The organism is Streptomyces sp. NPDC008163, assembly GCF_042956885.1.
Lineage (GTDB): Bacteria > Actinomycetota > Actinomycetes > Streptomycetales > Streptomycetaceae > Streptomyces > Streptomyces drozdowiczii_A.
The window spans coordinates 495212-521504 of sequence record NZ_JBIBHG010000002.1; the positions used below are offsets into that span (position 1 = coordinate 495212).

The window sequence follows — 26293 nt, forward strand, 5'->3', positions numbered from 1 at the left end:
GGGGACGAGTTACGCGTAACGGCGACGGAACGCGTTGGGGGGCTCACTCCCAGCGGAAGAAGCGGGCCGCCGTGCCGAGCCCCAGCACCGTCCAGGCCGCGAGGATGCCCAGGTCGCCCCACGGCATCCCGGCGCCGTGCCGGAGGACGTCCCGCAGCCCGTCCGAGAGGGCCGCGATCGGCAGCAGGCCCAGCACCGACTGCACCGCGTCCGGGAACTTCTCCAGCGGCACGATCACCCCGCCGCCCACCAGGAGCAGCAGGAAGACCAGGTTGGCCGCGGCGAGCGTCGCCTCCGCCCTCAGCGTCCCGGCCATCAGCAGCCCGAGCCCCGAGAAGGCGGCGGTTCCGAGCACCAGGAGCAGCAGCACCGCGAACGGGTTGCCGTGCGGCGACCAGCCCAGCGCGAAGGCGATCACCGTCAGCAGGGCCACCTGAAGGACCTCGGTGACCAGCACGGACAGGGTCTTCGCGGTCATCAGCGCCCAGCGGGGCAGCGGTGAGGCGCCGAGCCGCTTGAGCACCCCGTAGCGCCGCTCGAAGCCGGTGGCGATGGCCTGTCCGGTGAATGCGGTCGACATCACGGCCAGCGCCAGCACGCCGGGCGTCAGGAAGTCGACCCGCTCGCCCGCCCCGGTGTCCACGATGTCCACGGAGCTGAACAGCACCAGCAGCAGCGTCGGGATGACCACGGTCAGCAGCAGCTGCTCGCCGTTGCGCAGCAGCATCCGGGTCTCCAGCGCGGTCTGCGCGGCGATCATGCGCGGCAGCGGGGCGGCGCCCGGCCGGGGGGTGTACGTACCGGCGCTCATGCGCGCAGCTCCTTGCCGGTCAGTTCGAGGAAGACGTCCTCCAGGGTGTGGCGCTCCACGGAGATACCGGAGGGCATCACTCCGTGCTGCGCGCACCAGGAGGTGACGGTGGCCAGAAGCTGCGGGTCGATCTCGCCGGTGATGCGGTACGCGCCGGAGCTCAGCTCGTCCGCCTGGGTGCCGTCGGGCAGCGCCTTGAGCAGCGAGCCGAGGTCGAGCCCGGGGCGGCCGGTGAAGCGCAGGGTGTTCTCGGCGCTGCCCCGGCACAGCGCCTCGGGGGAGCCCTGGGCGACGATCCGGCCGGCGTCGATGACGGCGACCTCGTCGGCCAGCTCCTCCGCCTCGTCCATGAAGTGGGTGGTGAGCACCACGCTCACGCCGTCGGCGCGCAGCTCCCGGACCAGGTCCCAGGTGGAGCGGCGGGCCTGCGGGTCGAGGCCGGCGGTGGGCTCGTCCAGGAAGACCAGCTCGGGCCGGCCGACGACCGCCATGGCCAGGGCGAGCCGCTGCTGCTGGCCGCCGGAGAGCCTGCGGTAGGTGGTGCGCCCGCAGGAGCCGAGGCCGAGGCGCTCGATCAGGGCGTCGACGTCGAGCGGGTGGGCGTGCAGCCTGGCCATGTGGCGGAGCATCTCGTCGGCGCGGGCGCCGGAGTAGATCCCGCCGGACTGGAGCATCACGCCGATCCGGGGGCGCAGCCGCGCGGCGTCGGCGACGGGGTCGAGGCCGAGGACCCGGACCGTTCCGCCGTCGGGTCGGCGGTAGCCCTCGCAGGTCTCGATGGTGGTGGTCTTGCCGGCGCCGTTGGGGCCGAGCACGGCCGTGACCGCGCCGGCCGGGATCTCCAGGTCGAGGCCGTCCACCGCGGTCTTGTCGCCGTACCGCTTCACCAGGCCGCTGATCCGGACGGCCGGGCGGGGCTCGCTGTTCATGGCAAACGAGTGTAGGCAGCGGCCCGGCCGAGCCCGGCCCCGGGGCTTGATTAGGTAACCCTAAGTGATGGAAGGCACCGTTGATCGTTTCGGACCGTGGTTGTCAGAGCGCGATTAATTACGCAACAATGGCGTTGTGAAATACACGGACGAGGCTCCTCAGGAGGAACTCGCGACCGGTGAGCGCTCGACGCGCAACCGCGTCGCGCGGTCCATCCTGGACCACGGCCCGTCCACCGTCGCGGAGCTGGCGAAGCGGCTGGGGCTCACCCAGGCCGCCGTCCGTCGTCACCTCGACGCGCTCACCTGCGACGGCGTCGTGGAGGCCCGCGAGAAGCGGGTCTACGGGGCGCGGACCCGGGGCCGTCCGGCCAAGGTCTTCGCCCTCACCGACTGCGGCCGGGACGCGTTCGACCAGTCCTACGACACGCTCGCCGCGGACGCCCTGCGCTGGATCGCCGAGACCGCGGGCGACGAAGCGGTCATGGCGTTCGCCCGGGCCAGGACCGCCGAGCAGTCGGCGGCGTACCGCGCGGCGATCGAGGCCGCGGACCCCGAGGCCCGTACGGAGGCGCTGGCCAGGGCGCTGTCCGCCGACGGGTACGCTGCTACGGCGCGCAGCGCGCCGGGCCCGCAGCAGGGTGAGCAGCTGTGCCAGCACCACTGCCCGGTCGCGCACGTCGCCGAGCAGTACCCGCAGCTGTGCGAGGCGGAGACGGAGATCTTCTCCAGCCTCCTGGGGACCCATGTGCAGCGTCTGGCCACCATCGCCCACGGCGACGGGGTGTGCACGACGTACATTCCGCGCAGCGGACACCCCACCCCACAGACCACCGATTCAGCATCTGCAAGCACGGCCGGGAGGAACCCCGCATGACGCTCCCCACGGAGACTGCCCACCCTGAGCTCGAGGGCCTGGGCACGTACGAATTCGGCTGGGCCGACTCCGACGCGGCAGGCGCGGCGGCCAAGCGCGGCCTCTCCGAGGCCGTCGTCCGCGACATCTCGGAGAAGAAGAACGAGCCCGAGTGGATGCTGAAGCTGCGGCTCAAGGGCCTGAGGCTCTTCGGCAAGAAGCCGATGCCGAACTGGGGCTCGGACCTGTCGGGCATCGACTTCGACAACATCAAGTACTTCGTCCGCTCGACGGAGAAGCAGGCGGCCTCCTGGGACGACCTGCCCGAGGACATCAAGAACACGTACGACAAGCTCGGCATCCCGGAGGCGGAGAAGCAGCGCCTCGTCGCCGGTGTCGCCGCGCAGTACGAGTCCGAGGTCGTCTACCACCAGATCCGTGAGGACCTGGAGGAGCAGGGCGTCATCTTCGTCGACACCGACACCGCGCTGAAGGAGCACGAGGAGCTCTTCAAGGAGTACTTCGGCACCGTCATCCCGGTCGGCGACAACAAGTTCGCGTCGCTGAACACGGCCGTGTGGTCCGGCGGCTCCTTCATCTACGTGCCCAAGGGTGTCCACGTGGACATCCCGCTCCAGGCCTACTTCCGTATCAACACGGAGAACATGGGCCAGTTCGAGCGCACGCTGATCATCGTGGACGAGGACGCCTACGTCCACTACGTCGAGGGCTGCACGGCCCCGATCTACTCCTCCGACTCGCTGCACTCCGCGGTCGTCGAGATCATCGTGAAGAAGGGCGGCCGCTGCCGCTACACGACGATCCAGAACTGGTCGAACAACGTCTACAACCTGGTCACCAAGCGCGCCGTGGCCTACGAGGGCGCGACCATGGAGTGGGTCGACGGCAACATCGGCTCCAAGGTCACCATGAAGTACCCGGCCGTCTACCTGATGGGCGAGCACGCCAAGGGCGAGACCCTGTCCATCGCCTTCGCGGGCGAGGGCCAGCACCAGGACGCCGGCGCCAAGATGGTCCACATGGCCCCGAACACCTCCTCCAACATCGTCTCCAAGTCGGTGGCGCGAGGCGGCGGCCGCACCTCCTACCGCGGTCTGATCGAGATCGGCGAGGGCGCGCCGGGCGCGAAGTCCAACGTGCTGTGCGACGCGCTGCTCGTGGACACGATCTCCCGGTCCGACACCTACCCGTACGTCGACGTCCGCGAGGACGACGTCTCGATGGGCCACGAGGCGACCGTCTCCAAGGTCTCCGAGGACCAGCTCTTCTACCTCATGAGCCGCGGCATGACCGAGTTCGAGGCCATGGCGATGATCGTGCGCGGCTTCGTCGAGCCGATCGCCAAGGAGCTCCCGATGGAGTACGCCCTGGAGCTCAACCGGCTGATCGAGCTGCAGATGGAGGGTTCTGTCGGCTGATACGCCGCCGAACGCGTCCTCGAAGAGTTCTTGACTGAGAAAGCGAGCACTACGACAGCCATGGCTGAGGCTCAGAACATCCCCGCGGGGTCCACCACCGCCGGTTCCATCGCGGTGGCCGCGGAGTCGACCGTCGCCACGCGCATGAGCGCGCCCCCGTCCTTCGACGTCGCGGACTTCCCCGTCCCGCACGGCCGCGAGGAGGAGTGGCGGTTCACCCCGCTGGAGCGGCTGCGCGGTCTGCACGACGGCACCGCCGCCGCCACCGGCAGCGGTGTGAAGGTCGCCATCGAGGCCCCCGAGGGCGTCGTGGTCGAGACCGTCGGCCGCGACGACGCCCGGCTGGGCAAGGCCGGCAAGCCGGTCGACCGGGTGGCCGCGCAGGCTTACTCGTCCTTCGAGCAGGCCCACGTCGTCACGGTCCCCAAGGAGGCCGTGCTGACCGAGCCGATCCGGATCGCCGTGCACGGCGAGGGCGGTGTCGCCTACGGCCACCAGGTCGTGGAGCTGGGCGCCTTCGCCGAGGCCGTCGTCGTCATCGACCACACCGGTGACGCGGTGCTCGCCGCCAACGTCGACTACGTCCTGGGCGACGGCGCCAAGCTGACCGTCGTCTCCGTGCAGGACTGGGACGAGCGCGCCGTCCACGTCGGCCAGCACAACGCGCTGGTCGGCCGGGACGCCTCGTTCAAGTCGGTCGTCGTCACCTTCGGCGGCGACGTGGTCCGGCTGCACCCCCGGGTCGCCTACGCGGGCACCGGCGGCGAGGCCGAGCTGTTCGGCCTGTACTTCACCGACAAGGGCCAGCACCAGGAGCACCGCCTCCTGGTCGACCACAACACCCCGCACTGCAAGTCCAACGTGGCCTACAAGGGCGCGCTCCAGGGCGACGAGGCGCACGCGGTGTGGATCGGCGACGTGCTCATCCAGGCCGCCGCCGAGGGCACCGACACCTACGAGATGAACCGCAACCTGGTCCTCACGGACGGCGCGCGGGTCGACTCCGTGCCGAATCTGGAGATCGAGACCGGCGAGATCGTCGGCGCCGGCCACGCCTCCGCGACCGGCCGCTTCGACGACGAGCAGCTGTTCTACCTCCAGTCCCGCGGCATCCCGGCCGAGGAGGCCCGCCGCCTCGTGGTGCGCGGCTTCTTCGCCGAGCTGGTCCAGCAGATCGGTCTGCCGGACGTCGAGGCCCGGCTGCTCGACAAGATCGAGGCCGAGCTGGAGGCGTCGGTCTGATGGCCTTCGTCAAAGCCTGTGCGCTGAGCGAGCTGGAGGACGACACCCCCAAGCGGGTGGAGCTCGACGGCACGCCGGTCTCCGTCGTCCGCACCGAGGGCGAGGTGTTCGCGATCAACGACATCTGCTCGCACGCGAACGTCTCGCTGTCCGAGGGCGAGGTCGAGGACTGTTCGATCGAGTGCTGGCTGCACGGATCGAGCTTCGACCTGCGCACCGGCAAGCCGTCCGGCCTTCCCGCGACGCGCCCCGTCCCCGTATACCCCGTCAAGATCGAAGGGGACGATGTGCTCGTCTCCGTCACCCAGGAGTCCTGAGTCACCCATGGCAACGCTTGAAATCCGCGACCTGCACGTCTCCGTCGAGGCCGACAACGCCACGAAGGAGATCCTCAAGGGCGTCGACCTGACCGTGAAGCAGGGCGAGACCCACGCCATCATGGGCCCCAACGGGTCCGGCAAGTCCACCCTCGCGTACTCCCTCGCAGGCCACCCCAAGTACACGATCACCAGCGGCACGGTGACCCTGGACGGCGAGGACGTCCTGGAGATGTCCGTGGACGAGCGGGCCCGCGCCGGCCTGTTCCTCGCCATGCAGTACCCGGTCGAGATCCCCGGTGTCTCGGTCTCCAACTTCCTGCGTACCTCCGCCACCGCCGTCCGCGGCGAGGCGCCCAAGCTGCGTACCTGGGTGAAGGAGGTCAAGGAGACGATGGCCCAGCTCCAGATGGACCCGGCCTTCGCCGAGCGCAACGTCAACGAGGGCTTCTCCGGCGGTGAGAAGAAGCGCCACGAGATCCTTCAGCTGGAGCTCCTGAAGCCGAAGGTCGCCATCCTGGACGAGACCGACTCCGGCCTGGACGTCGACGCCCTGCGCATCGTCTCCGAGGGCGTCAACCGGGTCCGCGAGACCGGCGAGGTCGGCACCCTGCTGATCACGCACTACACCCGGATCCTCCGGTACATCAAGCCCGACTTCGTGCACGTGTTCGCCAACGGCCGGATCGCCGAGTCCGGTGGCGCCGAGCTCGCCGACAAGCTGGAGAACGAGGGCTACGAGGCATACGTGAAGGGTGGCGCTGCCGCGTGACATATCTGCCGGGCCTCCTCGACACCGAGGCGATCCGCAAGGACTTCCCCCTCCTGGACCGCACGGTCCACGACGGCAAGAAGATCGTGTACCTGGACAGCGCGGCGACCTCGCAGAAGCCGCGCCAGGTCCTCGACGCCCTGAACGAGTACTACGAGCGGCACAACGCCAACGTGCACCGCGGGGTGTACACGATCGCGGAGGAGGCCACGGCGCTGTACGAGGGCGCCCGCGACAAGGTCGCCGCCTTCATCAACGCGCCCAGCCGCGACGAGGTCATCTTCACGAAGAACGCCTCCGAGTCGCTGAACCTCGTGGCCAACATGCTCGGCTGGGCCGACGAGCCCTACCGGGTCGACCACGAGACCGAGATCGTCACCACGGAGATGGAGCACCACTCCAACATCGTTCCCTGGCAGCTGCTCTCGCAGCGCACGGGCGCGAAGCTGAAGTGGTTCGGCATCACCGACGACGGCCGGCTCGACCTGTCCAACATCGACGAGATCATCACCGAGAAGACGAAGATCGTCTCCTTCACGCTGGTCTCGAACATCATGGGCACGCACAACCCGGTGGAGCAGATCGTCCGCCGCGCCCAGGAGGTCGGTGCGCTCGTCTGCGTCGACGCCTCCCAGGCGGCCCCGCACATGGTGCTCGACGTGCAGGCGCTCCAGGCCGACTTCGTGGCCTTCACCGGTCACAAGATGGTCGGCCCGACCGGCATCGGCGTGCTCTGGGGGCGGCAGGAACTCCTGGAGGACCTGCCGCCGTTCCTGGGCGGCGGCGAGATGATCGAGACCGTGTCGATGCACTCCTCGACCTACGCCCCCGCGCCGCACAAGTTCGAGGCGGGTACGCCCCCGATCGCCCAGGCCGTCGGCCTCGGCGCGGCCGTGGACTACCTCTCCTCGATCGGCATGGAGAACATCCACCGCCATGAGCAGGCCATCACCGCCTACGCGGTGAAGCGGCTCCTGGAGGTGCCGGACCTCAGGATCATCGGCCCGGCCACCGCGGAGGACCGCGGCGCGACGATCTCCTTCACGCTCGGCGACATCCATCCGCACGACGTGGGGCAGGTGCTGGACGAACAGGGCATCGCGGTCCGGGTCGGCCACCACTGCGCCCGCCCGGTCTGCTTGCGGTACGGAATTCCTGCGACGACGCGAGCGTCGTTCTATCTGTACTCCACGCCCGCCGAGGTCGACGCCCTGGTGGACGGCCTGGAACACGTCCGGAATTTTTTCGCCTAGACGCGGCTGGGGATTGAACTCGTGAAGCTGGATTCCATGTACCAGGAAGTGATCCTGGACCACTACAAGCACCCGCACGGGCGCGGTCTGCGGGACGGCGACGCCGAGGTGCACCACGTCAATCCGACGTGTGGTGACGAGATCACGCTGCGGGTGCGGTACGACGGCGAGACCGTCGCCGACGTGAGTTACGAGGGCCAGGGCTGCTCCATCAGCCAGGCCAGCGCCTCCGTGCTGAACGAGCTGCTGGTCGGCAAGGAACTGGGCGAGGCGCAGAAGATCCAGGCCGCGTTCCTGGAACTGATGCAGTCGAAGGGGCAGCTGGAGCCCGACGACGCGATGGAAGAGGTGCTGGAGGACGCGGTCGCGTTCGCCGGTGTCTCCAAGTACCCGGCCCGGGTGAAATGCGCGCTGCTGAGCTGGATGGCGTGGAAGGACGCGACGGCGCAGGCGCTGTCCGAAGGGAAGACCGCATGAGCGACAACGAGACCGTGACGACCAAGCCGGCCTCCGAGGAGGAGGTCCGCGAAGCGCTGTACGACGTGGTCGACCCCGAGCTGGGCATCGACGTCGTCAACCTGGGGCTGATCTACGGCATCCACATCGACGACGCCAACATCGCCACCCTCGACATGACCCTGACGTCCGCGGCCTGTCCGCTGACCGATGTCATCGAGGACCAGGCGAAGTCCGCGACGGACGGCATCGTCAACGAGCTCCGGATCAACTGGGTCTGGATGCCGCCGTGGGGTCCCGACAAGATCACGGACGACGGCCGCGAGCAGCTGCGCGCGCTGGGCTTCAACGTCTGAGATCCGCGTACCACCCGAAACGGCCCCGGCTTCCCGCCGGGGCCGTTTCGGCGTTGTGGGCGCACGGCCCGCCGGGCAGACTGTGGCCCATGGCCCTTCGCTTCTATCAACTCGCCGTCGACGCCCACGATCTGCCCGCCCAGGCCCGCTTCTGGTGTGCCGCCCTGGACTGGCGGGTGCTCTACGAGGACGAGGACGAGATCGTCATCGGCGCCGACGAGACCGCGCTGCCCGGTATCTGCTTCCTGCCCGTGCCCGAGGACAAGGCGGTCAAGAACCGGCTGCACATCGACCTCTCCCCGGACGACCAGGCGGCCGAGGTCGAGCGGCTGACCGGGCTCGGCGCCCGGCGCATCGAGGTCGGCCAGCCGTCCGACGTGACGTGGGTGGTGCTGGCCGACCCCGAGGGCAACGAGTTCTGCGTACTGCGCCCCAAGAAGACGCTGACCGACTAGGTCCTGTCGTCACATGGCCGTCGTCCGCCCGGCGGACGGGAATGTGACGAAAGCTCTAGGGCGCGTACGGCGGCGGCACGGAGGCGGCCTCGGCGAGAACCGGGGCCAGGTTCTCGGTGCGGATGCGGCGGTCCACGTACAGCAGCCCCGTCACCAGTGGCGGGAACACGGCGACGGCCAGCTGGCCCACCAGCTGGCCGAGCGCCGCGAGGACCAGGTAGCCGCCCAGGGCCGTGATGATCGCGGCCGGGTGCGTGTGCTCGTCCAGGGTGGTGGTGCCCACCGCCCCGGTGAACATGCCGAGGAGGTTGAACGGCAGCTGGATGATGTAGCCGACCGTGGAGGCGATGGCGCTCGCGAGCAGCATCATTCCGCAGATCCGCCACCAGTCGCCGCGCACCAGCAGGGCCGAGCGGCGCAGCGAGGCCGTCGGGCCCTGGTTCTCGAAGACGGCGGCCGAGGGGGCGAGCGACAGCCGCACCCAGAGCCAGAGGACCAGCGGGACGAAGGCGAGGAAGCCGACCGCGCCCACGACGATCAGCGCCACCGCGCTCCCGCCGCCGTCCGTGGCGACCGCGGCGATGATGCCCGCGGTGAGCGCGCCCGTCGCCAGCAGCATCGGCACCATGGTGATCAGCCCGGTCAGCAGGAGCGTGCCGATCACCGCGGGTGTTCGCGCCCACGCCCGCCGCCAGACCGCGGAGAACGTCGTCGGCCGGCCCAGTACCGCGTCCTGGAGGACCGCCGGCACCGCCGCGTAGACCACGGCCGAGGCGACCACCATCGCGAGGATGCCGAGCAGCGCGACCGCGCCGAACGCGACGACCACCGGCGCCACGTCCCCGGAGGCGGCGCTCTCGCCGTCCTCCAGCGCGAACAGCCGGTCCAGATGGTCCGAGACCGCTCCGTACCCGACGGCGACCGCCGCGCCGACCACGACCAGCGCCCCGCCGTACAGCGTCGCGCCCACCGCGAGGAGCTGCTTCCAGTAGCGGCCCAGCGTCGAGAAGGCGCCGTTGAATATGTCCCCGAGCTTCAACGGCCCCAGGGGTATGACCCCCGGCTTCGGTGGAGCCCAACCCCCGCCACCCCAGCCGCCCCACCCTGCGTCCTGCGCCACTGCTGCTCCCGCCCGTCTGTTCGATCACGTCCTGAGCGGAACACGGTAGCGGCAAGGCGTTGCGTACACTTGTACACATGGGATACGGACTGCTCGCCGCGGCCATCGCGGCGGAGGTGGCGGGGACGACCGCCATGAAGTACAGCGAGGGATTCACCCGGCTCTGGCCCTCCCTGATCACGGTCGCCGGCTATCTGCTGGCCTTCTCCCTGCTCGCGCAGACCCTCAAGACGCTGTCCGTCGGCACCGCCTACGCGATCTGGGCGGGCGTCGGCACCGCGGCCGTGGCCCTCATCGGCATGTTCTTCCTGGGGGAGTCCGCCACTCCGCTCAAGGCGCTCGGCGTCCTGCTGGTCATCGCCGGTGTGGTGGTGCTCAACCTGGGCGGGGCGCACTGATGGCACGCCGGTACGACCCCGAGCGGCGCGACCGGATCGTCGACGCGGCGATCCGGGTGGTCGGCGAGCGGGGGATCGCCGGGCTGAGCCACCGCTCCGTCGCCGCCGAGGCCGATGTGCCGCTGGGCTCGACCACGTACCACTTCGCCTCGCTCGACGAACTGCTGATCGCCGCCCTGCGCCGGACCAACGAGAACTTCGCCGCCGTCCTGCGCGAGAGCTCCGCCCTCGCCGGCCCGGGGGGCGATCTCGCCGCCGAACTCGCCCGTCTGCTCGGGGAGTTCTTCGCGGGCGGGCGCGGCCGGGCCGAGCTGGAGTACGAGCTGTATCTCGCCGCCGTGCGCAGGCCCGCGCTGCGCCCGGTCGCCGCCGAGTGGACCGACGGCGTGACCGCCCTGCTCCGCCCGCGTACCGACCCGGCCACCGCGCGCGCCCTGGTCGCCCTGATGGACGGCATCTGCATCCAGGTGCTGCTGACGGGCGGCGCGTACGACGAGGCGTACGCCCGCGAGATGCTGGGCCGGATCGCGGGCTGAGCGCCCTCAGGACCGGGACACCGCCGCCAGGGCCGCCCGCACGCTGTCCTCGATGTCGGTGACCGGGTACAGCACCTCGCGGACCGTGCGGTCCCGGTCCACCACCAGGGTCAGCCGCTTGGCGCGGGCGGCCCCGCCGGCGCGGAACGTCGGCAGGCGCAGGGCGGCCGTCAGCTCCAGGTCCGCGTCGGAGAGGAGCGGGAAGCGCAGCCCCTCCGCCTCGGCGAACGCCGCCTGTTCGTCCGGACGTTGCGTGGAGACGCCGCGCACGCTCGCGCCCGCCGCCGTGAAGTCGGCCAGCCGGTCGCGGTAGGTGCACGATTCGAGCGTGCAGCCGCGGGCGCCGGGGATTCCGGACCAGCCCGGGGGATAGGACTCCTGGCGGGCATAGGCGCCGGGGAAGAAGTACAGGACGGTGTACGGGGTGTCCGCCACCGGGTCCCGGCGGTCGCCGTCGGCGCCCGGCAGGGTCAGCTCCGGCACGCGCGTCCCGCGCAGCGCGTGCACGCGTGCGGCCTCCCGTGAGGTCTCCTCCGTGGTCGCCATCGTCTCCCCGTCTCCCATCACCCAGGCGTCGCCCCAGTCCTGGAGCGCGATCAGTACCGGCAGCAGGGCGCGGCCGCGCGGGGTCAGCCGGTACTCGTACCGCGCCGGCCGCTCCTGGTACGGCTCGCGGGAGAGCACGCCCGCGTCGGCCAGGAGCCGCAGCCGTTCCGTCAGGACCTTCCGCGAGATGCCCAGTTCGCGCTGGAGGGCGTCGAACCGGTGCACGCCGCGCGCGGTGTCCCGCACGATCAGCAGGGTCCACCAGTCGCCGACCACGTCGAGCGCCTGCGCGATGGCGCAGTCCGCATCGGCCTGGCTGATGCGCTGGGGCATGGGGCCTCCTCGGTGGTCCGGGGCTGCCATTCAACTCCATCGGGCCGCGTTGACCTGCGGAATCCATGCTGCCATAGTCAGTTCCCAAAAGGAACTCACTGGCTCGGCCGCTGATGTTCCGCCGGTGTTCCGCTGGGGAGGGTGTTCGGATGGGGATGCTGACGGGTGTGCCGCGCACGGTGCGGCTGCTGGCCTTCGGGGCCTTCTTCAACGCGGTGGTGAGCTTCACCTTCGTCTACCTCTTCGTCTATCTGACCGGCCCGCGCGGGCTCTCCGTCGCCCAGGCCGGGCTGCTCACCGGCATCGGCGGCATCGATCTGGTCGCGGGGAACTTCACCGGCGGCTGGTTCGGCGACCACTACGGGCACCGCCGGATGCTGCTGCTCGGCGCCGGTGTGAGCGGTGCGGTGCTGGTCGCCCTGCCGCTGCTGCCGCTCGCCGCGCTGTACGCCGCGCTGCCGCTCGCCCAGTACGCGAGCGGCGTCGTGCGCGCCGCGAACTCCGCGCTGGTCGCCGTCTCCGTCCCGGAGGGCGGCCGGCGCCAGAGCTTCGCCCTCACCCGCTTCGCCTCCAACGGCGGCTTCACCCTCGGACCGCCCGCCGGAGCGCTGATCGCCGCACGCTTCTCGTACGACTGGCTGTTCCTCGTCGACGGCGTGGGCACCCTGCTCTTCGCCTGTTACGCGGCCCGCATCCTTCCCGCCCGGGGCACCGCGCACTCCCGCCCCGCGCCCCCGCCGCCCGGCGCCCCCGGGCTGTGGCGCGCACTGCTGGCCAGGCCGTCCGTCCCGGTCCTGCTCGCCGCGATCGTCTGCGTGGACGCCGTCTACCGCCAGCAGTACTCCACCCTGCCGGTCTTCCTCGCGGACCACGGCCACGGCACCGCGTTCTACGGCTGGCTCATCGCCGTGAACGGCGGGGTGATCCTCTGCCTGGAACTGCCCGCCGCCCACGCCCTGCGCGCCCGCGCCCCACTGGGGATCATCGGCGCCGGACTGCTGCTGGTCGCGGCCGGGTACGCGCTGCTGATCCCGGGCGCCGGGGCCGGATACGCCGTCCTGATGATGGTCTCCCTCACCCTCGGCGAGATCCTGTACAAGACCCCCGCAACGGCCTACGTCGCCGATCAGGCGCCCGCCCACGCGCAGGGCCGCTTCCCCAGAGCCTGTACGCGGGCGCCTCGATCAGCGGCCAGGTCCTGGCCCCGCCGCTGGGCGGCGCCCTGTACGCCGCCGCGCCCGCGCTGCTCTGGCCGGTCTGCGCGGTCCTGGCGGGGCTGGCCGGGTGCGCGGTGCTCGCGGCCCGGCGGCTGCCCGCGCCTTCCGCGCCTTCCGCGCCGGTCCCGGCGGCGCGTCGCCCGGACGCTGAGACCGGTTCGCCCGCGCGGCCCCGGTCCGGTTAGGTTTCTGGTCATGACCGACACGACTTCCACCCGTACCACCGGCGCCGTCGCCGCCGGCCTCGCCACCATCGCCGGCGACGGTTCCGTCCTCGACACCTGGTTCCCCGCCCCCGAACTCACCGCCGAGCCCGGCCCCGCCGGGACCGAGCGGCTCGGCCCGGACCAGGCCGTCAACCTGCTCGGCGAGGGCGCCGCCAAGGCCATCGGCGTGGACGCCCGCCGCGGGGTCGAGGTCGTCGCCGTGCGCACGGTCATCGCCTCGCTCGACGACAAGCCGCTCGACGCGCACGACGTCTACCTGCGCCTCCACCTGCTCTCCCACCGGCTGGTCCGGCCGCACGGGCAGAACCTGGACGGCATCTTCGCCCACCTCGCCAACGTCGCCTGGACCTCGCTCGGTCCGGTCGCCGTGGACGACCTGGAGAAGGTGCGGCTCAACGCCCGCGCCGAGGGCCTGCACCTCCAGGTCACCTCCGTCGACAAGTTCCCGCGCATGACGGACTACGTGGCCCCCAAGGGCGTACGGATCGCGGATGCCGACCGGGTGCGCCTCGGCGCGCACCTCGCCTCCGGCACGACCGTCATGCACGAGGGCTTCGTCAACTTCAACGCCGGCACGCTCGGTACGTCGATGGTCGAGGGCCGCATCTCGGCCGGCGTCGTCATCGGTGACGGTTCGGACATCGGCGGCGGCGCCTCCACGATGGGCACGCTCTCCGGCGGCGGCAAGGAGCGCATCGTGATCGGCGAGCGCTGCCTGGTCGGCGCGGAGGCGGGGGTCGGCATCGCGCTCGGCGACGAGTGCGTGGTCGAGGCCGGTCTGTACGTCACCGCCGGCACCCGGGTCACCCTGCCGGACGGCCAGGTGGTCAAGGCCCGCGAGCTCTCCGGCGCCTCGAACATCCTCTTCCGCCGCAACTCGGTCACCGGAGCCGTCGAGGCCCGCCCGAACAACGCGGTCTGGGACGGCCTCAACGACGTCCTGCACAGCAACAACTAAGCCAGGACGAGGAGTTCCTCGTACGCCGCACGCAGCCCGTCGGACGCCTCGCGCCCGGCGGGCTGCAGCGGTTCACGGACCGGGCCCGCCGCCAGCAGCGCCTTCGCGGTCACCGTGCCGGGCAGCCCGGACGCCATCATCAGCGCGGTCAGCGGGGCGAGCCGCGCGTTGAGCCGGGCGGCCCCGGCGGTGTCCCCGGCGTCGAACGCGTCCAGCACCGCCCGCATCCGGCCCGGCACCACATTGGCGACCGTGCTGACGTACCCGGCGCCGCCCACCGCGTACAGCGGCAGATTCAGCTCCTCGCAGCCCGAGTAGTACGCGAGCCCGCCGGCCGCGATCACCCGGGTCGCCGTCAGCAGGTCCTGCGAGCAGTCCTTCACGGCCACGATGCGCGGGTGCTCCGCGAGGGCGAGCATCGTCTCCGGCTCGATGCGGGTGCCGGTGCGGCCGGGGATGTCGTACAGCATCACCGGCAGGCCCACCGCGTCGGCGATCCGCCGGAAGTGCGCCTCCACGGCCGCCTGCGGGGGCCTGCTGTAGTACGGGGTCACCACCAGGAGCCCGTCCGCGCCGGCCCGTTCCGCCTGGTGCGCCAGCTCGATCGTGTGCCGGGTGTCCGCCGTGCCGACGCCCGCCACCAGCGGCACGCCCGGCCCGACCGCCTCGCGCACCGCCCGCACCAGCTCGGCCTTCTCGGCGTCGGAGGTGGTCGGGGACTCGCCGGTCGTGCCGCTGAGCACCAGCCCGTCGCAGCCGCCCGCGACCAGCGCCGCGGCGTGCGCGGCGGCGGCCTCCCGGTCGAGGGCGCCGTCGGAGGTGAACGGCGTGATCATGGCACAGAGGGCGCGGCCGAAGGGGCGCGGGCGGGCGGAAACGGAAGGCGTCATACCGGCAGTCTCGGTCCGTCGGACCGTGAAGGTCCACTTAGATCTGCTGCGGGTGAAGGTGAAGCAATGCTCAATCATCGCCCGGAGCCGGGCACTTCCGGGCGTCCAGGGTGCTCGGGCGCGCTCAGAGGGCGAGCTTGAAGCCCTCGTGGCTCGCGGTGAACCCCAGCGAGGTGTAAAAGCGGTGCGCGTCCGTCCGGCTCCGGTTGCTGGTGAGCTGTACCAGTGCGCAGCCGCGCAGCCGGGCCCGCTCGACCGCGAGCTCCATCAGCCGCCGCCCCAGCCCGCCGCCCCGGCGGTCCGCCCGGACCCGCACGGCCTCGATCAGCGCCCGCTCGGCACCGCCCTTGCCGAGCCCGGGGATGTACGTGGCCTGCAGGCAGCCCACCACCGTCCCGTCCGTGTCCAGCACCAGGATCTCGTTGCGCGGGTCGGCCGTGATGTCCGCGAACGCCTTCTCGTACGCCTCGCCCACGACGATCGAAGCGGGGTCGGTCACCGCGTCCTCGTCGGCGAGCAGCGCGAGCACGGCGGGCAGGTCGGAGCGGGTGGCGATACGCAGGTGCACGCCCCGGATTCTGGCACGGGCGTCCCGGCGCGCGGCGGGCCGGCCCCGGGCGCCGGGGCCCGGGACCGCGTTCCGGCCGGCGCGCGGCGAAATGCGTCTAGGCTTGGGGCGTGTTCCGGAAACGCGGCCCCATGCCGGGCGGCGCGGAGCACGTTCTGAGCCCCGGCCCCGTTCACAGGCCCGGCGACCGACACCCCCGTACGTTCCGAGGAGACCCCCTGATGTCCGCAGAGCGCCCGACCCTGCCGCCGGTCCGGCTGCACACCGAGGCCGAGCTGGCACGGGACGCGCTGGCCGCGCCGCTGCTCGCCCGTGCCGCCCGGCTCGCCCGCTGGGCCGGTCCGGACACCCGGGTCGGCGCCGGCGGCGAACTGGTCGACGCGCTGCTGCCCGCCGCCGCCGAACTCCTCGGCCTCACCCCGGACGAGGACGGCGCGGCCGAGGCCAGCGAGGCGTGGCGGCTCGCCGTGGACACCGGTCTCGTCGACATCGAGGACCCCGCCGACGAGACGGGCGACCCGGACGACAACTTCGCCGGGGCGGACGGCTTCGACGAGGACGACGAGCCCGGGGCCGGGGACGAGGAGCCGGCCGGCACCGTCACGCCCGGCGAGAACCTGGCGCTGCTGACCGGGGGTTCACCGGCGGACGTCCTCGCGATCTGGCTCGACGGCCTGGAAGCCGCGTACGCCGACGCCACCGCGCCCGCCTTCGACGACTTCGCGGACCTCATCGGCGAGGACGGCTCGGTCGACTTCGACGCGCTCGACTGGGACCCGGAGACCGAGACGGAGTTCCTGGACGGGGTCCTCGGCAACCTCTACCTGCTCACCGTCGGCGGGGGGGCGGACGGGGCGCCCGTGCCGCTGCCCGCGCTCGCCGCCTCGATGATCGTCCCCGACGACATGGGCGAGCCCACCGACGACGTCCTGGAGCAGGTCTCGGACGCGATGATGCGGCTGGACGACCAGTTCCGGGTCCTCGAACCCATCGGCATCGTCGAGTACCAGCCGGTGGACGAGGCGCTGCTGGTCGAGGAGGGCGAGGACGCCCTGTCCCCGGGCGACGAGGAGGACGTCACCCGGTACGGCATGGTCCGGCTGACCCCGCTCGGCCTCTACGGCATCCGCGCCCGCATGCTGGACGCCGGGGTGGACGCCCCGGCGATCGGCGACCTCACGGACAAGGGCGCCGACGCGCTCCTCGGCGGCGTCGCCCACTACCCGGAGGCCGCCGCGCGCGCCGAGATCCAGCTGTGGCTCACCCGCCGGGGCCCGGACGGCGCCGCCGCCGAACTCCTGGACGCCGCCCGGGGCACGGACGAGCTGGGCCCGCTGCGCCGGCTGCACTGCCAGCAGGCGCTCGCCCTGGTCGGCGCCGAGGCGGAGCCCGCCGTGCGCGCGGTCCTGGACGATCCGGAACTCGGCGGCCTGGCCCGGGTCTGGCTCGCCGAGCACGGCGCGCAGGACGTTCCGGCGCCCTCGGAAGCGATGATCTTCTGGCTCGCCATCGACACGATCGCGGCCCAGCTGGAGGCCGCCGGCGACCTCGAAGAGCTCCAGGGCCTGGTCGAGGGGCTGTCCGGCCAGCACAGCGGCTTCTTCGAGGAGGCGTGGCGCGTCGACCACCCGGCCACGGCGGACGTCCTGGAGGCGATGGGGCGGCTGCACAGCGACAAGAAGCAGGCCAAGGACGCCCGCAAGGCCGCGTTCAAGGCGCGCTCCCGCGCCGGATCGGCCGACTGAGCGGACGTACCACGACGGGGTGCGGGGCGGCCGAAGTTCACCGAACAGGTCGCCCCGAAGCCGTCGCCGGTTCAACTGGTGTTGGGGAACGGACGGAACGGTGAGGGCCGTCAACAGCAAGCCCCCGCAGCACCAGGAGTACGTGATGGCCTTCACGCGCAGGGAATTCACCAGACAGTCCGCCCTCACCGGCGCCGGCATCGCCCTCACCGGAACCGTCGCAGCGCTGGCCACCGCGCCCGGCGCTCTCGCCGCCGGGGACTCCCGCGGTCACGGCCACGACGACCACGGACACGGGCACGACGGCCACGGTCACGACCACGGCCATGACCACGGTCCCGGGTACGGCCCGCTGCGCTCCGACCCGAAGGGCATACTCGCGCTGCCCGCCGGATTCTCGTACCGGATCGTCACGCACTGCGGGGTCACCAAGCTGGACAGCGGCGAGTACACGCCGTCCAACCACGACGGCACGGCCGCCTTCGAGGGCCCGCGCGGGGTCACCCTCCTGGTCAACAACCACGAGCTGAGCGGCACCCGGGCCGGCTGGGAGCACCCCGTGCCCCTCACCGACGGCCTGGTCTACGACCCGGTCGCGGCGGGCGGCTGCACCGTCGTGGAGACCCGCCGCGACGGCCGCACCGCCGAGTGGGTCGGCATCGCCGGCACCTCCACCAACTGCGCGGGCGGCGCCACCCCGTGGAACACCTGGCTCACCTGCGAGGAGACCGAGGACAAGGCCGGCAAGAACGGCCTCCTGAAGGACCACGGCTACGTCTTCGAGGTCGACCCGTACGACCGGCGCGCCAACCACTCGCCGCACCCCATCAAGGCGTTCGGCCGGTACGCGCACGAGGCGGTCGTCATCGACCCCAAGCAGGGCCACGCCTACCTCACCGAGGACGCCTCGGGCCCCAACGGCCTGCTCTACCGCTGGGTGCCGCCGCACGGCTTCCGGCACGGCCGGGGCAAGCTGCGCACCCTCGCCGACGACGCGGGCGTGCTCCAGGCGTTCAAGTGCTTCGACAAGAACGGCACGTTCGTCGACGACCTCTCCCGGGCCACGAAGACCGGCACCGTGTACGGCGTGGACTGGGTGGACGTGCCGGACCGCGACGCGAAGTCCGTCTCGGTGCGCAAGCAGTTCGCGGACGGCGCGGTCACCCGCGCCCGCAAGCTGGAGGGCATGTGGTGGGCCGACGGCGGTGCGTACGTCGTGTCCTCCTTCGCCCGTGACGAGAGCCCCGTCCAGCACGACGGCCAGGTCTGGTTCTACGACCCGAAGCGCCGCACGCTGACGCTGAAGGTGCTCCTCGGCGTCAACCCGGACCCGTCGAAGGACGGCGCGTTCGACGGTCCGGACAACATCACCGTCTCGCCGTACGGCGGCCTGGTCATCGCCGAGGACGGCGAGGGCGTCCAGCACCTCTTCGGGGCCACCGAGAGTGGCCGTACGTACCCGATCGCGCGCAACGAGCTGAACATCGGCAGCGCCGAGGAGCCGGAGTACAGCGAGTTCACCGGGGTCACGTTCTCACCGGACGGGCGGACGCTGTTCGCCAACATCCAGACCCCGGGGATCATGGTCGCGATCACCGGTCCGTGGAAGCGGCAGCCCAACCGATAGACCCCGGCCCCGGCCCACCGGACAGGCTCTTAGCTGCGGGGCATGGCGTCGGGCGCGCCGGGGGCGCATACTCAAAGCAATGAAACAGTCAGCCGGCTCCCGCCGCCACCTGCCGTCCAGTCCCTTCAACCGCCCGGCCCAGGCGGCCCCACCGGTCGAGTTGTTCGACGTGGGTGACCGGGTCTCGCACGACCAGTTCGGTCTCGGGCGCGTTCTCGCCGTCGAGGGCGACAACGACGCGGTGCTCATCGACTTCGCGGGCCGCCAGGGCCGCATCATGAGCCCGTACTCCAAGCTCACCAAGCTCTGAGGCCGCCACAGGGGCCGTCCGCCAGCCGCGCGGACGGCCCCTGAGTCATGCCCGGGCCCGGGCTCTACAGCGCCTGGGCGGCCGGCTTGACCATGCCCCGGACGGTCCGCGACTTCACGAAGTCGCCCAGCGCTGTCATCTCCCACTCGCCGGAGAACTGCTTGATCAGCTTGGCCATCATCACGCCGGTCTGCGGCTCGGCCCCGGTCAGATCGAAGCGGACCAGCTCCTCGTCGGTGGCGGCGTCCACCAGCCGGCAGTACGCCTTGGCCACCTCGGTGAACTTCTGGCCGGTGAACGAGTTGACCGTGAACACCAGGCCGGTCGCCTCGGCGGGGATCTGCCCCAGGTCGACGACGATCACCTCGTCGTCCCCCGCGCCCTCACCGGTGAGATTGTCCCCGGAGTGCTTGATCGCGCCGTTCAGGATGGACAGCTTGCCGAAGTAGCAGCTGTCCAGGTGGTTGCGCTGGGGTCCGTACGCGATGACCGAGGCGTCCAGGTCGATGTCCTTGCCCCGGAAGGCGGGCTCCCAGCCGAGGCCCATCTTGACCCGGGAGAGCAGCGGGCGCCCCGCCTTGACCAGCGAGACCGTCTCGTTCTTCCGGAGGCTGACCCGGCCCTTGTCCAGGTTGATCCGGCCGGGCGCGGGCGGCGCCGCGGCGGCGGCCGGGGGAGCGGGGGCGGCGACCGGTGCCGGGGCGGCGACCGGCGGCGGGGGAGCGGGGGCGGTGACCGCCGGGGCCGTGGGGGCGGCGGGCTCCTCGACCGTGACGCCGAAGTCCGTGGCGATGCCGGCCAGGCCGTTCGCATAGCCCTGGCCCACCGCGCGGACCTTCCAGGCGCCGCCGCGCCGGTAGACCTCCATGATCACGAGGGCGGTCTCGGTGCCCAGCCGGGGCGGGGTGAAGGACGCGAGGACGGTGCCGTCGTCCGCGTTGCGCACGGTGGCGGTCGGCTCGACGCCCTGGAAGGTCCGCCCGGCCTCGTCCGGGCTCGCCGTGACGACGATCTTCTCGATGCCGGCGGGCACCGACGCGGTGTCCACGACGACGGCGTCCGGCGCGCTCCCGTCGCCGGAGCGGTAGCTCACACCGGGGCCGGTGGGCTGGTTGTAGAAGATGAAGTCGTCGTCCGAGCGCACCTTGCCGTCGGCGGTGAGCAGCAGGCCCGAGACGTCGAGCCGCACGGGCGCGGCGACGTCCACCGCCACGCGGACGGCGTTCAGCGGGAGGTTCGAGCCGGGTGTCATAGCGGTCATGTCCGGATGAACGAACGACCCGGCTTTGCCGTTCCCTTACCTTTCGGAAGCTTCGCCCGTACGGCGGAAGCCCTCGTTCCGTGCCCGGGTGCCGGCTCCCGTCAGCGGTTGCGCGGGTGGTTGCGCGCGGTGCGCTCGTTGCCGTGCTTGTACGCCCCCGTCCAGCGGGCCATCACCAGCTGGGCGTCGCCCGCCGTCACCTCGGCGAGAAACTTCTCCGCCCGGCCGCCGCGCAGGGTGCCCGCCGGGCGGCCGTGGTGGGTGACGGTGACGCTCGCGTCGCCGTGCCGCTCGTACCGGAATCCCGAGGGTCTCGCCATGACCGCATCATGCCGCGCCGGAGCGGTCCGGGCGACGGCATTGCCGCGGCCTCAGTGCGGCCAGACCGGCGGGTTGGTGCAGAAGTGGCCGCCGAGGTGGGCGTGGTCCGGATTGGCCGGGTCCAGCTCGCCGTGTTCCGCGACGAGCTTCGCGGCGTACGGCTCCGAGTCGTCCTGTGGTTCGTAGCCCAGCGCGCGGGCCGAGGTGAGGTCCCACCACAGCCGGGTGTTGTCCGAGGAGCCGTACACGACGGTGTGCCCGACGTTCCCGGCGGTGAGCGCGGCGTCGAAGAGCCGGGCTCCGTCGGCCGGGCTCATCCACACCGACAGCATCCGTACGGACGTCGGCTCCGGGAAGCAGGAGCCGATGCGGACGGAGACCGTCTCCAGGCCGTGCAGGTCCCAGTACAGCTGGGCGAGGTCCTCGCCGAACGACTTGGACAGGCCGTAGAAGGTGTCGGGGCGGCGCGGGGTCTCCACCGGGATCAGCGGATCGCCCGGGAGCGGGCGCGGGGTGAAGCCCACCGCGTGGTTGGAGGAGGCGAACACGACGCGCGGGACGCCGGCCTCGCGCGCGGCCTCGTACAGGTTGTACATGCCCTCGATGTTCGCCCTGAGGATCTTGTCGAAGGAGGCTTCCAGGGAGATGCCCGCGAGGTGGATGATCGCGTCGACCCCGGTCACGGCCGCGCGCAGCGCCTCCCGGTCCCCGAGGTCGGCGGTGATCGCGTCCGGCTCGCCCTCGATCGGCACCATGTCGAACAGGCGCAGCGTGTAGCCGTGGGCGGGCAGCAGCTCGCGCATCAGCGTGCCGAGGCCGCCGGCGGCGCCGGTGAGCAGGACGGTGCGGGGCTTTTCGGCGGGCATGCGGGGTCTCCTCTTGGATCAGGTTCACATGCGTGGACAAGGTATGCGGGGGCCCGGGGAGCGTCAAGGGAACCCGTGGAGGGTTGGTCCGGACTGGGGCGTCGTCGCCTTGACCCCGGAGCCCCGCCGGGCCTAGCTTAGGCATCGTTCATAAATATGGACACCAATCAGAGATGCGCACGCCTCAGGAGGCGCCCGTGAGCTCAGACCCGCTTGCCGCCCGGCTCACCGCCGTTGCCGGGCCGCTCTTCTTCCCCGTCACCGCGTACGACGCGACCGGCTCCGTCGACCTGGACGTCTTCCGGGCGCACGTCCGCCAGGGCATCGACGCGGGCGCGGCGGCCGTCTTCGCGTGCTGCGGCACCGGGGAGTTCCACGCCCTGACCCCGGAGGAGTTCCGGAGCGTCGTCGCCGCCGCGGTGGAGGAGACCGCCGGACAGGTGCCGGTCGTCGCGGGCGCCGGATACGGCACCGCGCTGGCCGTCCAGTTCGCCCGGCTCGCCGAGGAGGCGGGCGCGGACGGGCTGCTCGCCATGCCCCCGTACCTGGTCCACGCGGACCAGGAAGGGCTGCTGGCCCACTACACCGCGCTGGCCGGGGCGACCGGCCTGGAGACCATCGTCTACCAGCGCGACAACGCCGTCTTCACCCCGCAGACCGTCCTCGCCCTGGCGCAGACCCCCGGGATCATCGGCCTGAAGGACGGCTACGGGGACCTGGACCTCATGCAGCGCATCGTGAGCGCGGTGCGCAGCGGGCTGCCCGGGCAGGACTTCCTCTACTTCAACGGGCTGCCCACCGCCGAGCTCACCGGCCTCGCCTACCGGGGCATCGGCGTCACGCTGTACTCCTCGGCCGTCTTCGCCTTCGCCCCCGACCTCGCGCTCGCCTTCTACCGCGCCCTGGAATCCGGCGACGACGACCTGGTCAACGCGCTGCTCGACTCCTTCTACCGGCCGCTCGTCGAGCTCCGGGCCCAGGGCCGGGGCTACGCCGTCTCGCTGGTCAAGGCGGGCGTCCGGATGCACGGTCTGGACGTCGGGCCGGTGCGCAGTCCGCTCACCGAGCCGCCCGCCGCCCACATCAAGGAGCTGACGGAGATCATCGCCGCCGGGCGCGCGCTGCTGGAGGAGCGCGGATGAGGACGTCCGCCTTCCTCTACCCCTGGGACGTCGTCGGCGACCCGGACGCCCCCGCCCGCATCGCGGACCTCGGCGTCCGGCAGGTGACGCTCGCCGCCGCCTACCACTCGACCCGGGCGCTGACCCCCCGCCACCCCGGCCACCGCATCGTCACGGCCGAGTACGCGGCGGTCCAGTACCCGCCGGACGAGGACCGCTGGGCGGGCCGGGCGCCGCGTCCGCACCGGCAGACGTGGTCCGCGTCCGACGACCCCTTCGCCGAGGCCGCCGACGCGCTTGCCGGCGCCGGTCTCGACGTGCACAGCTGGGTGGTCCTCGCGCACAGCTCACGGCTGGGCGCCGACCATCCGGACACCTCGGTGGTCAACGCATACGGGGACCGCTATCCGTGGGCGCCCTGCGTCGCGCGCCCGGAGGTCCGCGCCTACCTGGTGGACCTGGCGGCGGAGGCGGCGGTACGCGACGGGGCGCGGGGCACCGAGCTGGAGTCCTGCGGCTGGTACGGTTTCGCCCACCTCCACGCCCACGACAAAGTGGCGGGCGTCGGGCTCGGGGACGCGGCGCAGTACCTGATGTCGCTCTGCTTCTGCGGGGTCTGCCGGGCCGGTTACGCCGGACAGGGCCTCGATCCCGAGGAGCTGCGGGCGGCCGTGCGCGGCGCGCTGGCCCCCGTCTGGTCCGGGTCCGGATCGCCGGACGCGGGCTGGGACGCCGTCGGCACGCTGCTGGGGCGTGTCCGCGGCACCGACCTCGCGGAGGCGACGCTGCGGTGGCGCACCGAGGTGGCCCGGAGCCTCCAGGAGGCGGTGACCGGCGCGGTGCGGGCCGCGGCGGCGCCCGGGTTCCAGGTGCTGCTGCACGCCGACCCCGCCCCGTACCGCTGCGGGGCCAACGCGGGCGTCGACCCCGGGCACATCCTGTCCGTGGCCGACGGCGTGGTGCTGCCGTGCACCGGGGCGGACGCGGCGCGGGAGGCGGTGCTCGGGCCGTTCGCCGGGCGGGCGGACGGTGCGGTCGTCGCCGCCAACCTCACCGTGGTGCGCGGCATGGGCGGCAGCCCGGACACGCTGGAGCGGGACGCCGCGCACGCCGCCTCGCTCGGCGCGAACCAACTCCGCCTGTACCACGCGGGCCTGGCATCGGATCCGGACCTGGCAGCCGTTGCGGGGGCGCTGTCACGCCTCGGCTGAGGCCGGGGCCACCGGGCCGCCGGGAGCCACCCGTTCCCGGCGGCCCGCCGTCAGCAGCAGCCCCGCCGTCAGGACCGCCCCCGCGCCCACCAGCGGCAGCAGCACCGTGACGTCCACCCGCGCCACCAGACCCGCGCCGATCCCCAGCGCCACCGCGTTCGGCGACATGATCAGCGTGTCGGCGGTCGCGGCCGTCCGGCCCAGGACCGCGTCCGGGGTCTCCCGCTGCACCGCGGTCAGCGCGGCGATCAGCACGCACGGCAGGCCCACCCCGATCAGCGCGCACGCGGCGAGCGCCATCGCGTCGGACGGTACGGCCCGCAGCCCCACCGCGACCCCGAACACCGCGATCCCGGCCGCCGCGAAGACCCGCTCCGGCAGTCGGCGCATCAGCGCGCCCGCGCACAGCCCGACCGCGACGGACCCGAGCCCCTGGGCGACCGACAGCACACCCGCGTACGCGGGGGAGTGGCCGAGGACATCGTCCACGACGGCGTACAGCGTCGCCCCGTTGAGCCCGGCGCACAGCATCGTGGCCGAGGCGGCGAGGACCAGGGGGCGGAGCACCGGTGACCCCCGCAGCTGCCGCAGCCCGGCCGCCCGGCCGCGCGGTCCCAGGCGGGCCGGCCCGGCCGTCCGCCGTACCCGCAGCAGCGCGTAGAGACCGGCCGCGAGGGCGAACGAGACCGCGTCCAGGAGCGCCACCGCGCCGCCCCCGAAGCGGGCGTAGAGCCCGGCGCCGGTCAGCGGGGCGACCAGTTTCATGCTCTCGTTCGCCATCATCCGCAGGCCGTTGAAGTCGCCCAGCAGCTCGGCCGGGACCGCCCCCGCCACCACGGCCGACTCCGCCGAGTCCATCAGCACCGAGAGGCACCCGTACAGCACCAGCACCGCGAACAGCAGCGGAACGCGCCCCTCCCCGCCCACCACCGCGAGCATGGCCATCAGGGCCGCCAGGACGACGTTCGTGCCCACAAGCAGCGGCTTGCGCGGCAGCCGGTCCGCCACCGCCCCGAGCAGCGGGCCGAACAGGACCGGCAGCCAGACCGCGAACAGGGCGAGCGCCGCCAGCGCGTCCGAGCCCGTCAGCGACTTGGCCCAGATCCCGGCCGCCAGCCGCATCGCCGAACTGCCGAACCCGGAGACCACGACCGCCGCGAGGAACACCCCCGCCGTCCTGTTCCGCAGCACCCGGCCCACCGCCATCACACCCACCGCACCTTTCCGACCTGCGCGTTCGTCCTGCGGTCAGGCTGGCGGCTGAGGCCCCGGCACGGCATCGGGCAGATGCCCTACCCGGCGGAACTCCCGTGCGGAGGACCGGAATCCGTGTACGGCACATGTCCCGGTCCCGCGAAGTTCTTTGGTCAGAAGCGTTGACGAAACATTTGCGGCGGCCCTAGCTTCATCGCGTCGTACTCCGTACGTCATATATGAGACGCGATACGCGAGATGTGAGAGCCCTTCCCCCATGACCTTTGCGCCCACCCCGATTCCGTCCCGCACCCAGTACGTGCTGGAGGCGATCAAGCACGCGATCCTCACGGCACAACTGAGGCCGGGGCAGGCGCTCGTGGAGACCGAGCTCGCCGCGCAGTTCGGGGTCTCCAAGACCCCCGTCCGCGAAGCGCTGAAGACCCTCGCCGGCACCGGACTCGTCGTCATGAGCCAGTACAAGGGCGCCACCGTCCGGCTCGTCGACGCGGCCATGGCCCGCGAGGTGTACGACGTACGGCTGCTGCTCGAACCCGAGGCGCTGCGCCGCTCGATCACCCGCAGGGCGTCCCTCGACGCGGCCCAGGAGGCCCTGGAGCGGGCGGACTCGGCAGGCGACACGGCCGACCGCTCGCTCGCCAACCGGGACTTCCACCGGGCGCTCTACCTGCCCTGCGGCAACCCGCTGCTGGCCCGGATGCTGGACGAGGTCCGCGACCAGGCGGCGCTGGTCTCCACGGTCGCCTGGTCGGCGATCCCGTCCTGGGAGCGGGAGGCGGCCGAGCACCGGGAGATCCTGCGGCTCGCGCTCGCCGACGACGCGGACGCGGCGGCCGGGGCCCTGCACGACCACATCGCGTCGTTCGTCCGCCGCGCCTTCCCCGACGACGAGGACGGGGGCGGCGCGGCGTGAACCGGCACACCGAAGAAAGGCCAG

The 26293-nt window shown here is 72.1% G+C and carries 28 protein-coding genes and 1 pseudogene; 19 read left to right on the top strand and 10 right to left on the bottom strand.

Annotated elements, in window-relative coordinates; translation table 11 throughout:
* Positions 1 to 43: 43 nt before the first annotated feature.
* Together ACFZAT_RS07280 and ACFZAT_RS07285 are read right to left on the bottom strand one after the other, a co-directional pair.
* The gene (locus ACFZAT_RS07280) at positions 44 to 811 is read right to left on the bottom strand and encodes an ABC transporter permease (protein ID WP_391261334.1); all 768 of its coding nucleotides are present in this window, start codon (positions 809 to 811) and stop codon (positions 44 to 46) included.
* Positions 808 to 1740 (bottom strand): ATP-binding cassette domain-containing protein, encoded by a 933-nt coding sequence (locus tag ACFZAT_RS07285; RefSeq protein WP_391261337.1) that lies wholly within the window; start codon positions 1738 to 1740, stop codon positions 808 to 810. Before ACFZAT_RS07285 ends, ACFZAT_RS07280 begins: the two co-directional genes overlap by 4 nt.
* 136 nt (positions 1741 to 1876) lie before the next feature.
* On the opposite strand from ACFZAT_RS07285, the gene ACFZAT_RS07290 reads away from it, so the two are divergent.
* The 9 genes from ACFZAT_RS07290 (at position 1877) to ACFZAT_RS07330 (ending at position 8886) form a co-directional block, all read left to right on the top strand.
* Positions 1877 to 2617, top strand: a complete 741-nt coding sequence (locus ACFZAT_RS07290; protein ID WP_391261342.1) for an ArsR family transcriptional regulator — start codon at positions 1877 to 1879, stop codon at positions 2615 to 2617.
* A complete protein-coding gene (gene sufB, locus ACFZAT_RS07295) occupies positions 2614 to 4035 on the top strand; it encodes a Fe-S cluster assembly protein SufB (protein ID WP_391261346.1) in 1422 nt (473 codons plus the stop codon). Before ACFZAT_RS07290 ends, sufB begins: the two co-directional genes overlap by 4 nt.
* A 60-nt stretch (positions 4036 to 4095) precedes the next feature.
* Positions 4096 to 5277 (top strand): Fe-S cluster assembly protein SufD, encoded by a 1182-nt coding sequence (gene sufD, locus ACFZAT_RS07300; protein ID WP_391261349.1) that lies wholly within the window; start codon positions 4096 to 4098, stop codon positions 5275 to 5277.
* Positions 5277 to 5594 (top strand): bifunctional 3-phenylpropionate/cinnamic acid dioxygenase ferredoxin subunit, encoded by a 318-nt coding sequence (locus tag ACFZAT_RS07305; RefSeq protein ID WP_018555702.1) that lies wholly within the window; start codon positions 5277 to 5279, stop codon positions 5592 to 5594. The genes sufD and ACFZAT_RS07305 overlap by 1 nt, the downstream gene beginning before the upstream one ends.
* A 7-nt stretch (positions 5595 to 5601) precedes the next feature.
* Positions 5602 to 6366 (top strand): Fe-S cluster assembly ATPase SufC, encoded by a 765-nt coding sequence (gene sufC / locus ACFZAT_RS07310; protein WP_073968339.1) that lies wholly within the window; start codon positions 5602 to 5604, stop codon positions 6364 to 6366.
* On the top strand, positions 6363 to 7619 hold the full coding sequence (locus ACFZAT_RS07315) for a cysteine desulfurase (RefSeq protein WP_330311549.1): 1257 nt from the start codon (positions 6363 to 6365) through the stop codon (positions 7617 to 7619). The genes sufC and ACFZAT_RS07315 overlap by 4 nt, the downstream gene beginning before the upstream one ends.
* Before the next feature lie 21 nt (positions 7620 to 7640).
* Positions 7641 to 8096 carry a Fe-S cluster assembly sulfur transfer protein SufU gene (sufU, locus tag ACFZAT_RS07320; protein WP_391261354.1) on the top strand — a complete coding sequence of 152 codons (456 nt, stop codon included), beginning with the start codon at positions 7641 to 7643 and terminating at the stop codon, positions 8094 to 8096.
* Positions 8093 to 8431 (top strand): metal-sulfur cluster assembly factor, encoded by a 339-nt coding sequence (locus ACFZAT_RS07325; protein WP_018104628.1) that lies wholly within the window; start codon positions 8093 to 8095, stop codon positions 8429 to 8431. Before sufU ends, ACFZAT_RS07325 begins: the two co-directional genes overlap by 4 nt.
* 89 nt (positions 8432 to 8520) lie before the next feature.
* Positions 8521 to 8886 carry a VOC family protein gene (locus ACFZAT_RS07330; RefSeq protein ID WP_391261357.1) on the top strand — a complete coding sequence of 122 codons (366 nt, stop codon included), beginning with the start codon at positions 8521 to 8523 and terminating at the stop codon, positions 8884 to 8886.
* 55 nt (positions 8887 to 8941) lie between these two features.
* Here the strand turns inward: ACFZAT_RS07330 and ACFZAT_RS07335 are convergent, their stop codons facing one another.
* Complete coding sequence (locus tag ACFZAT_RS07335; RefSeq protein WP_391261360.1) at positions 8942 to 9925, bottom strand: hypothetical protein; 984 nt, start codon at positions 9923 to 9925, stop codon at positions 8942 to 8944.
* 158 nt (positions 9926 to 10083) lie between these two features.
* Here ACFZAT_RS07335 and ACFZAT_RS07340 point away from each other — a divergent pair, with 158 nt between their 5' ends.
* A complete protein-coding gene (locus ACFZAT_RS07340; protein WP_018104631.1) occupies positions 10084 to 10404 on the top strand; it encodes a multidrug efflux SMR transporter in 321 nt (106 codons plus the stop codon).
* Entirely contained in the window at positions 10404 to 10940 is a 537-nt protein-coding gene (locus ACFZAT_RS07345) for a TetR family transcriptional regulator (RefSeq protein WP_391261363.1), read from the top strand. Before ACFZAT_RS07340 ends, ACFZAT_RS07345 begins: the two co-directional genes overlap by 1 nt.
* Positions 10941 to 10946: 6 nt before the next feature.
* Here ACFZAT_RS07345 and ACFZAT_RS07350 read toward each other — a convergent pair whose 3' ends face one another.
* A complete protein-coding gene (locus ACFZAT_RS07350; RefSeq protein ID WP_391261366.1) occupies positions 10947 to 11819 on the bottom strand; it encodes a winged helix-turn-helix transcriptional regulator in 873 nt (290 codons plus the stop codon).
* 149 nt (positions 11820 to 11968) lie between these two features.
* Here ACFZAT_RS07350 and ACFZAT_RS07355 point away from each other — a divergent pair.
* Positions 11969 to 13221: pseudogene (locus ACFZAT_RS07355) on the top strand (MFS transporter).
* A gap of 10 nt (positions 13222 to 13231) precedes the next feature.
* Positions 13232 to 14221: a 2,3,4,5-tetrahydropyridine-2,6-dicarboxylate N-succinyltransferase gene (gene dapD / locus ACFZAT_RS07360; RefSeq protein ID WP_391261369.1), complete on the top strand. Its 990-nt coding sequence runs from the start codon at positions 13232 to 13234 to the stop codon at positions 14219 to 14221.
* Here dapD and dapA read toward each other — a convergent pair.
* The gene (dapA, locus tag ACFZAT_RS07365) at positions 14218 to 15111 is read right to left on the bottom strand and encodes a 4-hydroxy-tetrahydrodipicolinate synthase (protein WP_391261372.1); all 894 of its coding nucleotides are present in this window, start codon (positions 15109 to 15111) and stop codon (positions 14218 to 14220) included. The genes dapD and dapA overlap by 4 nt on opposite strands.
* Positions 15112 to 15235: 124 nt before the next feature.
* The gene (locus tag ACFZAT_RS07370; RefSeq protein ID WP_391261375.1) at positions 15236 to 15679 is read right to left on the bottom strand and encodes a GNAT family N-acetyltransferase; all 444 of its coding nucleotides are present in this window, start codon (positions 15677 to 15679) and stop codon (positions 15236 to 15238) included.
* 221 nt (positions 15680 to 15900) lie between these two features.
* Here ACFZAT_RS07370 and ACFZAT_RS07375 point away from each other — a divergent pair, with 221 nt between their 5' ends.
* The 3 genes from ACFZAT_RS07375 to ACFZAT_RS07385 all read left to right on the top strand — a co-directional run bounded on the left by ACFZAT_RS07375 (position 15901) and on the right by ACFZAT_RS07385 (position 19361).
* A complete protein-coding gene (locus ACFZAT_RS07375; RefSeq protein ID WP_391261378.1) occupies positions 15901 to 17424 on the top strand; it encodes a hypothetical protein in 1524 nt (507 codons plus the stop codon).
* 145 nt (positions 17425 to 17569) lie between these two features.
* Complete coding sequence (locus tag ACFZAT_RS07380; RefSeq protein WP_391261720.1) at positions 17570 to 19051, top strand: alkaline phosphatase PhoX; 1482 nt, start codon at positions 17570 to 17572, stop codon at positions 19049 to 19051.
* A gap of 79 nt (positions 19052 to 19130) precedes the next feature.
* Positions 19131 to 19361, top strand: coding sequence for a CarD family transcriptional regulator (locus ACFZAT_RS07385; RefSeq protein ID WP_018104640.1), 231 nt, complete (start codon positions 19131 to 19133; stop codon positions 19359 to 19361).
* 64 nt (positions 19362 to 19425) lie between these two features.
* Here ACFZAT_RS07385 and ACFZAT_RS07390 read toward each other — a convergent pair whose 3' ends face one another.
* The 3 genes from ACFZAT_RS07390 to ACFZAT_RS07400 form a co-directional block, all read right to left on the bottom strand.
* Positions 19426 to 20622 (bottom strand): TerD family protein, encoded by a 1197-nt coding sequence (locus ACFZAT_RS07390; protein ID WP_391261382.1) that lies wholly within the window; start codon positions 20620 to 20622, stop codon positions 19426 to 19428.
* A gap of 101 nt (positions 20623 to 20723) precedes the next feature.
* The gene (locus ACFZAT_RS07395) at positions 20724 to 20942 is read right to left on the bottom strand and encodes a hypothetical protein (protein WP_391261385.1); all 219 of its coding nucleotides are present in this window, start codon (positions 20940 to 20942) and stop codon (positions 20724 to 20726) included.
* Between the two features lie 51 nt (positions 20943 to 20993).
* Positions 20994 to 21809 carry an NAD-dependent epimerase/dehydratase family protein gene (locus ACFZAT_RS07400; protein ID WP_391261388.1) on the bottom strand — a complete coding sequence of 272 codons (816 nt, stop codon included), beginning with the start codon at positions 21807 to 21809 and terminating at the stop codon, positions 20994 to 20996.
* A 197-nt stretch (positions 21810 to 22006) separates the two neighbouring features.
* Between ACFZAT_RS07400 and ACFZAT_RS07405 the strand changes: the two genes are divergently transcribed.
* Together ACFZAT_RS07405 and ACFZAT_RS07410 are read left to right on the top strand one after the other, a co-directional pair.
* Positions 22007 to 22951, top strand: coding sequence for a 5-dehydro-4-deoxyglucarate dehydratase (locus tag ACFZAT_RS07405; protein WP_391261391.1), 945 nt, complete (start codon positions 22007 to 22009; stop codon positions 22949 to 22951).
* Positions 22948 to 24141: a hypothetical protein gene (locus ACFZAT_RS07410; protein ID WP_391261394.1), complete on the top strand. Its 1194-nt coding sequence runs from the start codon at positions 22948 to 22950 to the stop codon at positions 24139 to 24141. Before ACFZAT_RS07405 ends, ACFZAT_RS07410 begins: the two co-directional genes overlap by 4 nt.
* On the opposite strand, the gene ACFZAT_RS07415 is transcribed toward ACFZAT_RS07410, so the two are convergent.
* The gene (locus tag ACFZAT_RS07415) at positions 24127 to 25347 is read right to left on the bottom strand and encodes an MFS transporter (RefSeq protein WP_391261723.1); all 1221 of its coding nucleotides are present in this window, start codon (positions 25345 to 25347) and stop codon (positions 24127 to 24129) included. The genes ACFZAT_RS07410 and ACFZAT_RS07415 overlap by 15 nt on opposite strands.
* A 265-nt stretch (positions 25348 to 25612) precedes the next feature.
* On the opposite strand from ACFZAT_RS07415, the gene ACFZAT_RS07420 reads away from it, so the two are divergent.
* Positions 25613 to 26269 carry an FCD domain-containing protein gene (locus ACFZAT_RS07420; protein WP_391261397.1) on the top strand — a complete coding sequence of 219 codons (657 nt, stop codon included), beginning with the start codon at positions 25613 to 25615 and terminating at the stop codon, positions 26267 to 26269.
* Positions 26270 to 26293 lie beyond the last annotated feature (24 nt).

Bases quoted from the DNA above. Each gene is read 5' to 3' on its own strand.
- ACFZAT_RS07280 (WP_391261334.1), bottom strand. From the start codon at position 811: ATGAGCGCCGGTACGTACACCCCCCGGCCGGGCGCCGCCCCGCTGCCG.
- ACFZAT_RS07285 (WP_391261337.1), bottom strand. From the start codon at position 1,740: ATGAACAGCGAGCCCCGCCCGGCCGTCCGGATCAGCGGCCTGGTGAAG.
- sufB (WP_391261346.1), top strand. From the start codon at position 2,614: ATGACGCTCCCCACGGAGACTGCCCACCCTGAGCTCGAGGGCCTGGGC.
- sufD (WP_391261349.1), top strand. From the start codon at position 4,096: ATGGCTGAGGCTCAGAACATCCCCGCGGGGTCCACCACCGCCGGTTCC.
- ACFZAT_RS07305 (WP_018555702.1), top strand. From the start codon at position 5,277: ATGGCCTTCGTCAAAGCCTGTGCGCTGAGCGAGCTGGAGGACGACACC.
- sufC (WP_073968339.1), top strand. From the start codon at position 5,602: ATGGCAACGCTTGAAATCCGCGACCTGCACGTCTCCGTCGAGGCCGAC.
- ACFZAT_RS07325 (WP_018104628.1), top strand. From the start codon at position 8,093: ATGAGCGACAACGAGACCGTGACGACCAAGCCGGCCTCCGAGGAGGAG.
- ACFZAT_RS07330 (WP_391261357.1), top strand. From the start codon at position 8,521: ATGGCCCTTCGCTTCTATCAACTCGCCGTCGACGCCCACGATCTGCCC.
- ACFZAT_RS07340 (WP_018104631.1), top strand. From the start codon at position 10,084: ATGGGATACGGACTGCTCGCCGCGGCCATCGCGGCGGAGGTGGCGGGG.
- ACFZAT_RS07345 (WP_391261363.1), top strand. From the start codon at position 10,404: ATGGCACGCCGGTACGACCCCGAGCGGCGCGACCGGATCGTCGACGCG.
- ACFZAT_RS07350 (WP_391261366.1), bottom strand. From the start codon at position 11,819: ATGCCCCAGCGCATCAGCCAGGCCGATGCGGACTGCGCCATCGCGCAG.
- dapD (WP_391261369.1), top strand. From the start codon at position 13,232: ATGACCGACACGACTTCCACCCGTACCACCGGCGCCGTCGCCGCCGGC.
- dapA (WP_391261372.1), bottom strand. From the start codon at position 15,111: ATGACGCCTTCCGTTTCCGCCCGCCCGCGCCCCTTCGGCCGCGCCCTC.
- ACFZAT_RS07375 (WP_391261378.1), top strand. From the start codon at position 15,901: ATGTCCGCAGAGCGCCCGACCCTGCCGCCGGTCCGGCTGCACACCGAG.
- ACFZAT_RS07380 (WP_391261720.1), top strand. From the start codon at position 17,570: ATGGCCTTCACGCGCAGGGAATTCACCAGACAGTCCGCCCTCACCGGC.
- ACFZAT_RS07385 (WP_018104640.1), top strand. From the start codon at position 19,131: ATGAAACAGTCAGCCGGCTCCCGCCGCCACCTGCCGTCCAGTCCCTTC.
- ACFZAT_RS07390 (WP_391261382.1), bottom strand. From the start codon at position 20,622: ATGACCGCTATGACACCCGGCTCGAACCTCCCGCTGAACGCCGTCCGC.
- ACFZAT_RS07395 (WP_391261385.1), bottom strand. From the start codon at position 20,942: ATGGCGAGACCCTCGGGATTCCGGTACGAGCGGCACGGCGACGCGAGC.
- ACFZAT_RS07400 (WP_391261388.1), bottom strand. From the start codon at position 21,809: ATGCCCGCCGAAAAGCCCCGCACCGTCCTGCTCACCGGCGCCGCCGGC.
- ACFZAT_RS07410 (WP_391261394.1), top strand. From the start codon at position 22,948: ATGAGGACGTCCGCCTTCCTCTACCCCTGGGACGTCGTCGGCGACCCG.
- ACFZAT_RS07415 (WP_391261723.1), bottom strand. From the start codon at position 25,347: ATGGCGGTGGGCCGGGTGCTGCGGAACAGGACGGCGGGGGTGTTCCTC.
- ACFZAT_RS07420 (WP_391261397.1), top strand. From the start codon at position 25,613: ATGACCTTTGCGCCCACCCCGATTCCGTCCCGCACCCAGTACGTGCTG.